13 protein-coding genes and 1 tRNA gene are annotated in these 14,864 nt (G+C 30.0%); 9 read left to right on the forward strand and 5 right to left on the reverse strand.

Annotation, left to right across the window (positions count from 1 at the left end):
* Window positions 1-3: 3 nt before the first annotated feature.
* Window positions 4-80: transfer RNA gene (locus ACIJYF_RS01100), tRNA-Arg, on the forward strand.
* 2 nt (window positions 81-82) lie between these two features.
* On the opposite strand, the gene ACIJYF_RS01105 is transcribed toward ACIJYF_RS01100, so the two are convergent.
* Genes ACIJYF_RS01105 through ACIJYF_RS01115 form a run of 3 tightly spaced genes read right to left on the reverse strand, consistent with a single transcriptional unit; the run spans window position 83 to window position 2,531 of the window.
* Window positions 83-874 carry an ABC transporter permease gene (locus ACIJYF_RS01105; protein ID WP_435116992.1) on the reverse strand — a complete coding sequence of 264 codons (792 nt, stop codon included), beginning with the start codon at window positions 872-874 and terminating at the stop codon, window positions 83-85.
* The gene (locus ACIJYF_RS01110; RefSeq protein ID WP_435116994.1) at window positions 861-1,598 is read right to left on the reverse strand and encodes an ABC transporter ATP-binding protein; all 738 of its coding nucleotides are present in this window, start codon (window positions 1,596-1,598) and stop codon (window positions 861-863) included. The genes ACIJYF_RS01105 and ACIJYF_RS01110 overlap by 14 nt, the downstream gene beginning before the upstream one ends.
* The gene (locus ACIJYF_RS01115; RefSeq protein ID WP_435116996.1) at window positions 1,599-2,531 is read right to left on the reverse strand and encodes an L-threonylcarbamoyladenylate synthase; all 933 of its coding nucleotides are present in this window, start codon (window positions 2,529-2,531) and stop codon (window positions 1,599-1,601) included.
* Window positions 2,532-2,548: 17 nt separating this feature from the next.
* Between ACIJYF_RS01115 and ACIJYF_RS01120 the strand changes: the two genes are divergently transcribed.
* Genes ACIJYF_RS01120 through dxs form a run of 3 tightly spaced genes read left to right on the forward strand, consistent with a single transcriptional unit; the run spans window position 2,549 to window position 5,566 of the window.
* Entirely contained in the window at window positions 2,549-2,791 is a 243-nt protein-coding gene (locus ACIJYF_RS01120; protein ID WP_435116998.1) for an exonuclease VII small subunit, read from the forward strand.
* Complete coding sequence (locus tag ACIJYF_RS01125) at window positions 2,781-3,653, forward strand: polyprenyl synthetase family protein (protein ID WP_435117000.1); 873 nt, start codon at window positions 2,781-2,783, stop codon at window positions 3,651-3,653. The genes ACIJYF_RS01120 and ACIJYF_RS01125 overlap by 11 nt, the downstream gene beginning before the upstream one ends.
* Window positions 3,653-5,566 carry a 1-deoxy-D-xylulose-5-phosphate synthase gene (gene dxs / locus ACIJYF_RS01130; RefSeq protein ID WP_435117002.1) on the forward strand — a complete coding sequence of 638 codons (1,914 nt, stop codon included), beginning with the start codon at window positions 3,653-3,655 and terminating at the stop codon, window positions 5,564-5,566. Before ACIJYF_RS01125 ends, dxs begins: the two co-directional genes overlap by 1 nt.
* Window positions 5,567-5,572: 6 nt before the next feature.
* Here dxs and aroC read toward each other — a convergent pair whose 3' ends face one another.
* Window positions 5,573-6,655 carry a chorismate synthase gene (gene aroC / locus ACIJYF_RS01135; protein WP_435117004.1) on the reverse strand — a complete coding sequence of 361 codons (1,083 nt, stop codon included), beginning with the start codon at window positions 6,653-6,655 and terminating at the stop codon, window positions 5,573-5,575.
* A gap of 33 nt (window positions 6,656-6,688) precedes the next feature.
* Between aroC and pdxH the strand changes: the two genes are divergently transcribed.
* A complete protein-coding gene (gene pdxH / locus ACIJYF_RS01140) occupies window positions 6,689-7,315 on the forward strand; it encodes a pyridoxamine 5'-phosphate oxidase (protein ID WP_435117005.1) in 627 nt (208 codons plus the stop codon).
* On the opposite strand, the gene ACIJYF_RS01145 is transcribed toward pdxH, so the two are convergent.
* The gene (locus ACIJYF_RS01145; RefSeq protein WP_435117007.1) at window positions 7,312-8,325 is read right to left on the reverse strand and encodes a polyprenyl synthetase family protein; all 1,014 of its coding nucleotides are present in this window, start codon (window positions 8,323-8,325) and stop codon (window positions 7,312-7,314) included. The genes pdxH and ACIJYF_RS01145 overlap by 4 nt on opposite strands.
* Before the next feature lie 114 nt (window positions 8,326-8,439).
* Between ACIJYF_RS01145 and ACIJYF_RS01150 the strand changes: the two genes are divergently transcribed.
* The 4 genes from ACIJYF_RS01150 to ppdK are packed head-to-tail and all read left to right on the forward strand — an operon-like array spanning window position 8,440 to window position 14,853.
* Window positions 8,440-9,246, forward strand: coding sequence for a S49 family peptidase (locus ACIJYF_RS01150; protein WP_435117009.1), 807 nt, complete (start codon window positions 8,440-8,442; stop codon window positions 9,244-9,246).
* Complete coding sequence (locus tag ACIJYF_RS01155; RefSeq protein WP_435117952.1) at window positions 9,236-10,117, forward strand: glycine--tRNA ligase subunit alpha; 882 nt, start codon at window positions 9,236-9,238, stop codon at window positions 10,115-10,117. The genes ACIJYF_RS01150 and ACIJYF_RS01155 overlap by 11 nt, the downstream gene beginning before the upstream one ends.
* Window positions 10,118-12,187, forward strand: coding sequence for a glycine--tRNA ligase subunit beta (gene glyS, locus ACIJYF_RS01160; protein WP_435117011.1), 2,070 nt, complete (start codon window positions 10,118-10,120; stop codon window positions 12,185-12,187).
* Window positions 12,184-14,853, forward strand: coding sequence for a pyruvate, phosphate dikinase (gene ppdK, locus ACIJYF_RS01165; protein WP_435117013.1), 2,670 nt, complete (start codon window positions 12,184-12,186; stop codon window positions 14,851-14,853). Before glyS ends, ppdK begins: the two co-directional genes overlap by 4 nt.
* Window positions 14,854-14,864 lie beyond the last annotated feature (11 nt).

Consider the following 14,864-nt stretch of genomic DNA (forward strand, 5'->3'; position numbering starts at 1 on the left):
AACGCGCTTGTAGCTCAACTGGATAGAGCGCCTGACTTCGGATCAGGAGGTTCTGGGTTCAACTCCTAGCAGGCGCGCCAATTTATTCGCCTATATTTATTAAAGTTCCTTTCTCTCTAGCTTTATCAAAAGAGTAGTAAAATACTGATACTGCAGCAATTAGATAAGCACAGTTTAAATAAAGAGCCTGAATGATATTCTCATAATCAACAGATTGATTAACTAAGATATTTCTTGTTTCTTCAAAAATATAAACCAATGGAAGAGCATAAGCTATCGATTGAAAAATCCCTGGTAAAGTTTCAACTGGATAATAAATACATCCAAACGGCGCCAGCAAGAACATAGTCGACCACGCAATATTTTCAAAAGATGGACCAAATCTCAGCAATCCTGCAGACACAAATAAACCTAGGGTAATTCCAAAAACATACAAACTTAAAAAAAGAAACGCTAGAGGTAAACCTAAATCCAATAAAGAAATTCCAAACAGAGGGGAGGTTAATAATATTGCTGGAACCAAACCGATTAAAGCTCTGATTAAAGCAGTAAAAACAAGTGATATAATAATTTCACTGATTTTCATTGGAGCAATAAATAAGTTGGTAAAATTTCTGCTCCAAATTTCCTCTAAAAATAACATATTAAATCCAATGCTAGTTCTAAATAAGAAATCGTACAGAATTGCACAAGAAAGTATCACGCCAACAGCTCCATTATAATAGGTGCTATGGTCAGCAAAAAAATTTGAAATAAAGCCCCATAATGTAATTTGAATAGATGGCCAATAAATCAAATCTAAAATTCTAGGAAATGATCTTGTAATTAAATAAAAGTGTCTTAAAAAAAGACCATAAATTCTAGTTAAATTCATTTTTATTTCTCACAAGTTCTAAAAAAACTTCCTCTAAATTTTTTCTTCCATGTTTTGTAATTAAATGATCAGGGGTACCTCTATCTACAATTATACCACCTTTCATCATCAAAACTGTGTTACACAATCTTTTAACTTCATCCATATTATGTGAAGCAAGTAATACTGATATCTTATTTTCTTTTTTATAATTTTCTAAAAAAGTTCTAACAAAATCTCCAGTCTCAGGATCCAAAGATGCAGTAGGTTCATCAAGCAAAAGTACTGTAGGATTATTAATTAATGCTTTTGCTAAACTCACCCTATTTTTTTGTCCAGAAGAAAGTTCTCCCGTAATATTGTCTAATAGTGTATTTAATCTTAACTTATTGGATAAGTAGTCAATTTGATTGTTAAGATTATTCACATTATATAATTTTCCATAGACTACTAAATTTTGCCTTACGGTAAGTTTTTTTGGTAATTCTATGTATGGAGAAATAAAATTCATTTTATGAAGAAGAGAAATTTTGTTTTTTTCAATATCCATTCTATTAATTAAAACTTGTCCACTGGTTGGCTTTAATAATCCAAGCATCATTCCAATTGTAGTTGTTTTTCCACATCCATTTGGTCCTAAGAGACCGACTATTTCATTTTCATTAATTTTAAAGTTAATATTATCTACAGCTTGTTTTGACTTATAACTTTTGGATAAATTAATTACTTCAATTGAATTAGTCATTTAATATTTTGAGGCTCTAGTTAATCTGTCATTTATTGTTCTGCCGATACCTTTGTTTTGAATTCTTTCAACTGCAATCATTTTATAACCATCTTTTTTAATTTTTCTTAAAATTGTGTATAGATTCTTAGCAGATTGCTGAAGATCATTTTTTTTACTTAAATAGTAGTAATTTTTAAATTTAGTTTTTCTCTTTTTTATTAATACAAAAGCTTCATCTTTTTTAGGTTTTATGGCATTTATTCTTAATGGGATACCAGGAGAGTAATGAAGAGGAAATTGTCCAGGTGCAATTTTCTTTTTTGAAGTAGTCTTAATTAAAACTTTTTTATTTAATACTTTTTTTATTTTTGAAATATCTAATCCTCCATACCTAAGTATTGTTGGTTTATCTAAAAGACTAACAATTGTTGACTCTAGGCCTATCTTGCATTTTCCTCCATCTAATACATATTTAATTTTTGATCCAAACTCTTCAATCACATCAGAAGCTTTAACTGAGCTTAATCTAGTTGACATATTTGCACTGGGAGCAGCCAATGGATAATTTAAACTTTTAAGTAGTTTTCTAAACAAGAGATGTTTAGAAAAACGAACAGCAAGACTTTTTTGTTTATTAGTTACAAATTTAGAAATTTTAGAACTTTTTTTTAATTTTAATATGAAGGTAATTGGGCCAGGAGAAAACTTATTATATAACTTGATAAAGTTATCATTAATAACACAATCATTCTTTAGCTTATTAATATCATAATAATGAACAATCAAAGGATTGTTCAAAGGTCTTTTTTTTAACTTGAAAATTTTTTTAGCAGACTGATCTGAATAAGCATTGCCAGCTAATCCATATACCGTTTCGGTGGGAACAGCTATACAATGATTTTTATCTAAATATTTTTTAGCTTTTTTGATATTGGATTGAATAGATTTCATGTATTAATTATTATTATATGAAAGATAAAAATTTACTACCTGATAATAATGAAAGCACTCTAGAAGATCTGACAGATCAAGCAAATCAAATAATAGAGTCTTTAGAAAATGAAAAAGATCTAAATAATTCTGTAGAAAATTATCAAAAACTATTGAAGTTAAACAATATTATTGAAAAAAAATTTAATAAAAGCTTTAGGTCTATAGGTGAAGAAACTAATAAAAAAGTTAAAGAGATTATTAAAAAAAATGAAAAATAAACTTGATAGAATTGCTAAAGACACAAACTTTTTTTTGAATAAATTTATTAAAAGACAAAACAATTCTAAATTAATTCCTGCTATGAGGTATGGTTTATTTCCTGGTGGAAAAAAAATTCGATCTAAAATCTTAGTAGATATTGGTTCGCTACTATCAATAGATTACAGAACATTAATTTCTATTGGAGCTGCCGTAGAATGTATTCATGCTTATTCTCTTATTCATGATGATTTACCCTGCATGGATAATGATAAAATTAGAAGAGGAAAACCATCTACACACATCAAGTTTGGAGAGTCTACAGCGGTCCTTGCTGGAAATTCATTACTTACAATGGCATTTGAAATTTTAGCAAGTCCTTTTTTGAAAATAAGTGAAAAAATTAAAATTGATTTAATTAAAAAATTATCTGAATGTTCGGGACATCTAGGTATAGCCGGTGGGCAGTACTTAGATCTTAGTTATGAAAAAAAAAGAATATCTAAAAACAAGATTATAGAAATGGAAATAAAAAAAACAGGAAAATTATTTAGTTTTTGTAGTGCTGCGCCTGCAATAATTAAGAGAAAAAATAGTAAGGAAATTAAATTTTTTGAAAATATTGGCTCTGAAATAGGTTTATTATTTCAAATCGCTGATGATTTAATTGATTTTAGAGGTAGTTCGAAAATAGCTGGAAAAAAAACAGGAAAAGACCAAAAAAAAGGTAAAGCTACATTAATAAGTTTGCTAGGTTATATTAATGCAGTTAAATATTGTGATAGAATTATTTTAAAAATAAATAAGAATTTAAAACAATACGGTCAAAATTCTAAAAATATTAGAGAAACATTGAATTATATTTTACACAGAGACAAGTAATGAAAAATTATAAATTTTTTAATGATATAAATTTTCCATCAGACCTGAGAAAGCTATCAGAACATGATTTGCAAAAAGTATCTGATGAAGTTAGAGAAGAAATGATCAATGCAGTGTCAGAAACTGGTGGACATTTAGGTGCAGGTTTAGGTGTAGTAGAGCTTACAGTTGCTCTTCATTATGTTTTCGATACACCTAATGATAAATTGATCTGGGATGTAGGACACCAATCTTATCCCCATAAAATTTTAACTGGAAGAAAAAATAAGATTAGATCTTTGAGACAAGGTAATGGTTTGTCAGGGTTTACAAAAAGATCTGAAAGTGAATACGATCCTTTTGGTGCTGCTCATAGCTCAACTTCTATATCTTCAGCGCTGGGGATTGCAGAAGCAAATAAATTAGCAAATAAATCATCAAATGTGGTTGCTGTAATTGGTGATGGCGCAATAAGTGCTGGAATGGCTTATGAGGCAATGAATAATGCTGGCGCATCAAAAACCAAAATGATTGTAATTTTGAATGATAACGATATGTCAATTGCAAAACCAGTAGGTGCTATGAGAACTTACCTTGCAAAGTTATTTACTGGAAAAATTTATTTTAGTTTAAGGGAAACCATTAAATTAATAATGTCCTCGTTTTCAAAACGATTTAGTGCAAAAGCGGGTAAAGCTGAAGATTTTCTAAGGTCAGCAGTTACTGGAGGAACATTATTTAATTCATTAGGTTTTTATTACGCTGGCCCAATTGATGGTCACGATCTTACTAGCCTTGTTCCAATTCTTAAAAATGCAAGGGACTCTAAACATGATGGTCCAATCATGATCCATATTAAAACACAAAAAGGAAAAGGCTACTCGTATGCAGAAAAAGCATCTGACCATTACCACGGTGTTTCAAAATTTAATGTGAAGACAGGTGAACAAGTTAAAAGTGTGAGCAATCTTCCAGCTTATACAAAAGTGTTTGCGAATACGCTAGTTAAGCATGCTCAAAAAGATAGTAAAATTGTGGGGATTACAGCAGCAATGCCAGGTGGTACAGGTATGGATATTTTTGGAAAAGAATTTCCTAAAAGAATGTTTGATGTTGGTATAGCAGAACAACATGCGGTGACTTTTGCGGCTGGTCTGGCTACAGAAGGTTATAAGCCTTATGCTGCAATTTATTCCACTTTTCTTCAAAGAGCTTACGATCAAGTAGTTCATGATGTGGCTATTCAAAGTTTGCCCGTAAGGTTTGCAATAGATAGAGCAGGTCTGGTTGGTGCAGATGGTTCTACACATGCTGGTTCATTTGATATTACATACTTATCAACTCTACCTAATTTTATTGTAATGGCTGCGAGTGATGAGGTTGAGTTAGTAAAAATGATTAATACATCTGTTGATATTAACGATAAGCCATGTGCAATTAGGTATCCTAGAGGAACAGGAGTAGGCCTAGATTTACCTTCAATCGAAGAAAAGATTGAAATTGGAAAAGGAAAAATAATTCAACAAGGAAATCAAGTTTGTATTTTAAGTTTGGGAACAAGACTTGAAGAGTGTAAATTAGCAGCTGAAGAATTAAAGAACAAAGGTGTGTCAGTAACAATTGTAGATGCAAGATTTGTTAAACCTTTAGATCAAGAACTTATTTTGAAGTGTGCAAGAGAGCATGATGTAATGATAACTATTGAAGAAGGATCGATAGGTGGTTTTGGTTCTCATGTGAAAAATTTATTAGCTGAAAAAGGAATATTTGATAAAGGGTTAAAGTTTAGAGCAATGACGTTACCTGATACTTTTATCGAACAAGACAATCCTAAAAAAATGTATGATGTTGCAGGATTAAATGCTTCACAAATTTCAAAGAAAATTTTAGGTGTCTTGTTTACAAAAGACTCTATTAAAGTAGTAAAAAATTAATTTGGATTAACTGCACTGAGCTTTATGCATTAAGTAATGATCCAATAAAACACAATTCATCATAGCCTCACCTACGGGTACAGCTCTTATCCCTACACATGGGTCATGTCTTCCTTTAACTGATATAGTTGTATTTTTTCCAAATTTATTAATTGTTTTTCTAGTGGTTAAAATTGATGAAGTAGGTTTTACAGCAAATGAGGCAATAATTTCTTGACCACTTGATATGCCACCCAAGATTCCTCCAGCATTATTAGAGTTAAATTTTAATTTTTTGCCTTTTTGAGAAATTTCGTCTGAGTTTTGTTCCCCACTTAACTGTGCTGAGTTCATTCCAGATCCAATGTTTACTCCTTTAACAGCGTTAATACTCATTAAACCAGAAGCAATATCGGAGTCTAATTTTGAATATATGGGGGCACCTAATCCCGCAGGTATGCCTCTTGCTCTTATTTCAATAACAGCCCCACAAGAAGATCCAGATTTTCTTACACCTAATAAATATTTTTCCCAAAGTTTAATCATCGATTTATCTGGACAGAAAAATGGATTTTTAGTTATTACTTTATCGTTCCATTGATTAACATCACATCCTAATATTCCTAATTGGGTCACAGCACCTATAACTTTAAACTTTTTACCTAACTTATTTTTTAGAACTAGTTTTGCAATTGCACCAGCAGCAACACGAGCTGCAGTTTCTCTTGCTGAGGATCTCCCTCCACCTCTATAATCTCTAATTCCATATTTCTTAAAATAAGTTAAATCAGCATGTCCTGGTCTAAATTTATTTTTAATGTTTCCATAATCTTTTGATCTCATATCTTTGTTGTAAATTATGAGAGATATGGGCGTCCCAGTTGTTTTTCCCTCAAACACGCCTGATAAAATTTGAACTTTATCATCTTCTTTACGTTGAGTTGTAAATTTTGATTGTCCTGGTTTTCTTTTATCTAGTTCAATTTGTATGTCTTGTTCTTTAATACTTATATTAGGTGGACATCCATCGATAACACAACCTATTGCAGGTCCGTGAGATTCTCCCCAAGTTGAGAAACGAAATAGCTTTCCAAAAGTATTAAATGACATTATTTATATTGTATAGATTATTTTGTTTAAATTATGAATCAAAAAAACTCACTTGGTCTGAATAACTGCTTCTTAGATCTAGACGATCCTATTGAATTGTTTAAAGTTTGGATGGATGAAGCAAAAAAATCGGAGCTTAATGATCCTAACGCTCTGTCGTTAGCAACATCTAATAAGAACAACATACCATCAGTAAGAATGGTTTTATTAAAAGAGTTTAATCAAAACGGTTTTGTATTTTATACAAATTTAAATAGTCAAAAAGGAAATGAACTTAAAGAAAATCCAAATGCTGCAATGTGTTTTCATTGGAAAAGTCTTTTAAGACAAATAAGAATTAGCGGAACTATAACTCAAGTAGAAGACAGTGTAGCCGATCAGTATTATAATTCACGAGGGTATGACAGTAGGATTGGAGCTTGGGCATCAAAACAAAGTAAAGAATTAAAAAATAGAGATGAGCTCTTAAACTCAATTAAAGAGTTTAAGCAAAAATTTGATGATATAAATAATGTACCAAGACCTAAACATTGGTCTGGTTGGAATTTAACACCAACTAGAATTGAATTTTGGTTAGATGGAGATAGCAGAATTCATGAAAGACTAAATTATACTTTTGATAAAAGTGGTAATTGGATAAAATCTTTATTAAGTCCCTAAAAATTTCTAGCTAGACTGAATGAAGTTAGATTTTTAAGAATTGATTTTTCTTTTGATTCTTTAAATACTGTAAGAGAGTTTGAAGCAAGATTGATGTAGTGTTGAGCTTTTTGATAGCACTCATTTATGATGTCATATTTTTTTATTAAAACAATTATTTTGTTAAAGTCATTTTTTTCTCTTAAGTCTTTTTTAAAAAATTCTGTTAATAATTTTTTTTCATCAATATCTATTCTTTGAAATAATAAAATTATAGGCAAAGTAATCTTACCTTCAAAAAAATCTTGACCTATCTTTTTACCAAATAATTTCAAATCTGAATTATAATCAAGAGTATCATCTGCAATTTGAAAAGTTAATCCAAGATTTCGACCATAGAATTCAAGAGCATCTTTTTCTTTAAATTCGACCTCTGATAAAATTGCGCCTACTTTTGTTGCAGCTGCAAAAAGCTCAGCAGTTTTTGCTGATATAATTTTTAGATAAGTTTCCTCAAGCATATCAACCTCACCTTTATGTTGAAGCTGCAAAACTTCTCCTTGAGCAATTTTTGACGAAGTTGATGACAACAATTTTAAAACTTCTAAATTACCATCCTCTACCATCATTTCAAAACACCTACTTAACAAATAGTCTCCAATTAAAACTGAAGAATGATTATTCCAAACTTTATTTAATGTATCTTTGCCTCTTCTTACAGTTCCCTCATCAATTACATCATCGTGCATTAGAGTTGCACTATGAATTAATTCAACACAAGCAGCTAAATTAATATCTCTTGAACCTTTAGAATAACCACATAGTTTTGCTGATCCCAGAGTTAATAGAGCTCTTAATCTTTTACCTCCAGTTTGAATATGGTATTCAGTCATTTTTTGAACCAACCCGACATCACTCGCTAATTTTGATTTTATTTTTTCTTCAGTAAGAATAAGCTTATCCTCAACAGAATCCTTAAGTTGAAAGTATGAGTCGTTTATTTGGTTTTTAAGCTGTACTACGGTTCCCATATTGATTTTAAATTAATATATTTGAGTTTTATATATTACTTATCAATTGACGCACCTAATTCTTCATTTATAAGTAATTAATATAATCAATAATTAATTCTATAAGGAATAATAATGTTCTCTTTTTTTAAAAAGAAAAAGACCGTAGCTCATATTAAATTAAATGGAGTTATTGGAAATGCCGGAAAATTTAAACAAGGTATTGATTTTGCAGGTCAAGAAGAGCTAATTAAAAAGGCTTTTTCATTAAAAAAGGCTTCATGTATAGCCATAACTGTAAATTCACCTGGGGGATCACCAGTTCAATCTCATATGATTTATAATTTTATTAGACAACAAGCCAATAATACAAAAAAAAAAGTAATTGTATTTGCTGAAGATGTTGCTGCATCTGGTGGATATTTAATTTCATGTGCTGGGGATGAAATTTATGCAAATTCAAGTTCAATAATTGGATCTATAGGGGTTATCTATTCTTCATTTGGGTTTACTGAGTTAATAAAAAAAATTGGTGTTGAAAGAAGAGTTCATACAGCTGGAAAAAACAAAAGCACTTTAGATCCTTTTTTAGAAGAAAAAAATGAGGATATAGAAAGATTAAAAAATATTCAGCTAGATTTACATAAAGATTTTATCGATGTAGTAGAGAAAAGCAGAGGATCTAAGTTAAATAAATCCGAAGTAGAACTATTTTCTGGAGAATTTTGGTCTGGAAGTAAAGCTAAAGATTTAGGTCTAATAGATGGAATAGGAGATGCCCATCAAGTTCTTAAAGAAAAATTTGGAAATGATGTTGTTATTAAAAAATTTGAAAAATCTAAAGGTTGGTTAAGTCAAAAACTTTCTTCTTCTAATAATCAATTAGATCAATTAGCCAATATTTTAGATGAAAGGTCAATCTGGCAAAGATATGGTTTCTAAATCAAAAAAACCAAAACAAAAATTTCAATCATTTCAAGATACAATTCTTAATCTTCAAAAATTTTGGAGCAAACAAGGATGTATTGTTCTTCAGCCATATGATATGGAAGTGGGTGCCGGTACATTTCATCCAGCAACAACACTTAGATCGCTAGGCCCAAAACATTGGAAAGCTGCTTATGTGCAACCATCAAGGAGGCCAACAGATGGAAGATATGGTGACAACCCAAATAGAATGCAACATTATTATCAATTTCAAGTTTTAATAAAACCTTCACCAGATAATATAAAAAAATTATATCTTAACAGTTTGTCTGTAATTGGTATTGATCATAATGAACATGATATCAGGTTTGTTGAAGATGATTGGGAAAGCCCAACTCTTGGCGCGGCAGGGTTAGGCTGGGAAGTTTGGTGCGATGGTATGGAGATTACACAATTTACATATTTTCAGCAAATGGCAGGGTATGAATGTAAACCTGTTTCAGTTGAAATTACATATGGATTAGAAAGAATATGCATGTTCACTCAACAACAAAAGAATGTTTATGACTTGTTATGGAATGATGAGGGGGTAAAATATCATGACGTTTTTCATCAAGCTGAAAAAGAATTTTCTGCATACAATTTTGAGTACGCAAATGTTGAAAGTTTATCAAAAATGTTTGATATGATTGAACAGGAAGCTAAATCTCTTATAGAAAAAAAAATATCATTACCAGCGTATGATCAATGTTTAAAAGCAAGTCATATATTTAATATTCTTGATGCCAGAGGAGCAATAAGTGTTGCTCAAAGAGCTGAATATATAGGAAGAATACGAGATATAACTAAATTAGCCGCAGGTATTTGGTTAGATAGTCAAAGCTAAATGTCAGAATTTTTTTTAGAATTATTTAGTGAAGAAATACCTTCATCTCTTCAAAAAAGTTTAAGAGAAGAATTGTTAAACAGTTTTATTAAAGAATTTAATGAAAAATCTATTTCATTTAAAAAAAGCTCATCATTTTCAACACCTAATAGATTAGTTATTCTATTTGAAGGTTTACAAAAACAGACAACTTTAAAATCAGAGGAAATAAAAGGTCCAAATGTAAAAGCTCCAGAAGTAGCATTGGAAGGATTTATCAGATCAAATAATATTAATAAAAAAGACCTTTTTAAACAAATAATAGATAAAGGTGAATTTTATTTTTTTAAAACAAAATCAAAAAAACTTAATACACAAAATTTATTAGAAGAGCTAGTTCCATCAATATTGCATAAAATTCAGTGGAAAAAATCTATGAGGTGGAGTGATCTTAACTTAAACTGGGGAAGGCCACTAAAATCAATTTTAGCAATATTTGATAAAAAAAATTTAACTTTTAATTTTCATCATTTAACCTCTTCAAATTCAACATTTATAGATAAAGAGTTTGAAGAGAAAAAAAAGATATTTGTTGATTTTAAAGATTATAATAATTTTTTCAAAAAACTAAATATAACCATAGATCACAATTTAAGAAAAAACTTAATAGAAAAAAAATTAAATGATATTTCTAGTAAGAAAAATATAACAATTGAAAATAATCCTAAGTTACTTGATGAAGTTGTTAATCTAACGGACCAACCAAATGTTATATTGTGTGAATTTGATAGAAAATTTCTAAATATTCCTAAAGAAATTTTAATAATTACTATGCAGTATCATCAAAAATATTTTCCAACTTTTGATAAAAAAGGAAATATTACAAATGAATTTTTAGTTGTGACTAACAAGAAAGATATAAATGGATTAATAAAACTTGGAAATGAAAGAGTTGTCGAAGCTAGATTGAACGATGCTGAGTTTTTTTGGAAAAAAGACAAATCACAAAATTTAGTCAAAAGAGTTTCTATGCTGAAATCTATGAATTATTTCAAAGGACTTGGAACATATTTTGATAAAGTCCAAAGAATGAGAAAACTAGGTGGAATGCTTTCTGATGAATTATTAATTAGCAAAGATAAAGTTGAATTATCCGCATCGATTTGCAAGGTTGATCTAGTTTCAGAACTTGTTGGAGAGTTTCCAGAACTTCAAGGAATTATGGGTGGCTATTTTGCAGAAGCCCAGGGTTTTGAGAAAGATGTTTGTAAAGCTATAAGCGAACAATATTTGCCAGCTGGACTAAACTCAAAAGTACCTAAAAAACCATACAGTGTGGCATTATCTTTGGCAGATAAAATAGATACTTTAGTTGGTTTTTTTGGAATAAATCAAAAGCCAACAAGCTCAAGAGATCCATTTGCCCAAAGAAGATTGGCTTCAGGAATAATTAAAACGATAATTGAAAATAAAAAAGATTTTAAAATAAGAGATTTAATTAGTTATTCAGCTGGCTTGTATTTGGACCAAGGTTTTGAATTTGAAAACAAATCTCTTCAAACTGAATTATTAAATTTTTTAATGGAAAGATTAAAATTTTATATGAAAGAGGAAAAAATTCGCACCGATATTATTCAAGCATCTACTAGCTTTCTAAATCTAGATCAATCAGTGATTGTTTTTGGTAAGGCTAAAAGTTTAAATAAGTTTATTAATAAACCCAATGGCAAAGATGTAGTTTCAAGTTTTAAAAGAGCTTCAAGTATATTAGAAAGTGAGTTAAAGGATAAAAACATAGAATTATCAAATACAACTGACCCTGGTATATTCAAAACTGAATTTGAAAAAAATTTATATAAAAAAATAAATCAATTAAGAAAATACTTTCAAAATATTAATAAAGATGAGGATTTTGAGGAATCCATCAACAATTTGGCTGAGTCTAAAAAAGTAATTTTTGATTTTTTCGATAACGTGATTGTAAATGAAGACGATATTACAATAAAAAAAAACAGACTAGAACTAATCCAAATGTTATGTAAAACGTTCGATTATTATGTTAATTTTTCTTTAATCGATTCCCATCAATGAAAAAGCTAATTTTAAATTTCAAATCTAAAGATAGTAAAAAAATAAAAAATCCTAAAAATTTTTTAGGTGGCAAAGGTGCTAATTTATCTGAAATGGGAAGAATGGGTCTCCCAGTTCCACCAGGATTTACAATCTCAACAAAGGTATGTGAACTTTTTTATAAAGATAAAAAAAGATTGAATAAAAATTTAGTAGCCCAAATAAAAAAAGAATTAAAGATTATCGAAAAAGATGTGGGTAAAAAATTTGGAGATTTAAAAAATCCTTTACTGCTTTCGGTAAGATCTGGAGCAAGAGTATCTATGCCAGGAATGATGGACACAATTTTAAACCTAGGTTTAAATGATAAGACTGTGAGTGCTCTAGCATTAAAAACTTCAAATGGAAGATTTGCTAAAGATAGTTATAGAAGATTTATTCAAATGTATGGCAATGTAGTAATGGGAGTGGAAGGCTATCATTTCGAGGAATTAATTGAAAATTATAAGCTTACAAAAGGAGTTCTTTTAGATACCGATCTTGATGAAAATGATTGGGATGGTTTGATAATTGATTTTAAAAGAACTGTAAAAGAAAAAGCTAAAAAAGATTTCCCTCAAGATGTTTATCAGCAATTATTTGGAGCAGTTAGTGCAGTATTTTTATCCTGGGAAAGCAATAGAGCAAAAGTATATAGAAAATTAAATCAAATCCCAGCTGAATGGGGAACAGCAGTAAATGTTCAGTCAATGGTTTTTGGTAATATGGGTGATGATTGTGCAACAGGTGTTGTATTTACGAGAAACCCCTCAGATGGATTAAACGAAATTTATGGTGAATATTTAATTAATGCACAAGGTGAAGATGTTGTTGCTGGTACTAGAACGCCACAATACATAACTAAAAAAGCAAGACAACAAGCTAAAGTTAAAGATCCTTCAATGGAAGAGGTTATGCCAAATGTTTATAAACAACTTCACAAAATTTTAAAAAAATTAGAAAAACATTATAAAGACATGCAAGATGTTGAGTTCACAGTTGAAAATAAAAAACTGTGGATGCTCCAAACTAGATCAGGAAAAAGAACAGCTAAATCAGCAGTAAAGATTGCAGTTGATATGGTAAAAGAAAAATTAATTTCAAAAAAAGAGGCTGTTTTAAGGATTGATCCTAATTCTTTAGACACATTACTTCATCCAACATTAGATGAGAAAAGCTCAATTAACGTTATAGCTAATGGTTTGCCAGCTTCTCCAGGTGCAGCTAGTGGAAAAGTTGTTTTTACATCTGAAGAGGCTGAAAGATTGAGTGGAATGATGCAAGATACAATTTTGGTTAGAGTGGAAACGTCACCAGAAGATATTCAAGGAATGCACGCAGCTAAAGGAATTTTGACCGCAAGAGGAGGTATGACAAGTCATGCTGCTGTTGTTGCAAGAGGAATGGGAAGACCCTGTGTGTCTGGCTCTAGTGAAATTGATATAAATTACGAGAACAAATCATTTAAAACTGCATCTATAGAAATAAAAGAGGGTGAAGTTATAACAATTGATGGGTCTACAGGTAGAATTATATCAGGAAGTGTTGCAACTGTGAAACCTGAAATTTCAGGTGATTTTTCAAAATTAATGTCATGGGCAGATAGTTTTAGAAAATTAAATATAAGAACTAATTCAGAAACACCAAAAGATACTAAAACTGCAAAAGATTTTGGAGCAGAGGGCATTGGTCTTTGTAGAACTGAACATATGTTTTTTGATGAAGAGAGAATTTTATCTGTTAGAGAAATGATTTTATCTAAAACTAAAGAAGATAGAGCAAAAGCACTTCATAAACTTTTGCCTCACCAAAAAAAAGATTTTATAGAAATTTTCAAAATTATGAATGGTCTGCCTGTAACAGTCAGATTGTTAGATCCTCCGCTACATGAGTTTTTACCAAGAACAAACAAAGAAATTGATGAAGTTGCAAATGTCGTAGGACTTTTGACTAAAGAAGTTGAGGCTAGAATAGAAGAACTACATGAACAAAACCCTATGTTAGGTCATAGAGGTTGTAGGCTTGGTATATCATTTCCAGAAATTTATCAAATGCAATGTAGAGCTATTTTTGAAGCATTAGCTGAACTGCAAAAGAAAAAAATTAAATCAGCATTTCCAGAAATTATGATTCCTTTAATATCTACAGAAGCAGAAATTAAAATTATGAAAGATTTAGTAATAAATATTGCAAGAGAAGTTCAAAAACAGAATAAAATTAAAATAGAATTTATGGTTGGTACAATGATCGAGCTTCCAAGAGCTGCAATAAAAGCAAAAGAAATAGCTAAACATGCAGAATTTTTTAGCTTTGGAACTAATGATTTAACACAAACGACTTTTGGAATTAGCAGAGATGATAGTGGTAAATTTTTAAATGATTATTTGGAAAATAAAATATTTTCGATTGATCCATTTGTATCTATCGATGATGGTGTAGCAGATCTTGTTGAAATTGCTGTTGAAAAAGGGAAAAGTCAAAATAAAAAATTAAAACTTGGTATTTGTGGCGAGCATGGTGGAGATCCTAAAAGTATTGAGTTTTGCTCTAAAGTGGGATTAAATTATGTTTCTTGTTCACCTTATAGAGTTCCAATTGCAAGATTAGCAGCTGCTCAAGCAGAATTAAAAAAAATTAAAAATATTTGATAAATAAAATT

Source organism: Candidatus Pelagibacter bacterium nBUS_49, assembly GCF_051200925.1.
GTDB lineage: Bacteria > Pseudomonadota > Alphaproteobacteria > Pelagibacterales > Pelagibacteraceae > Pelagibacter.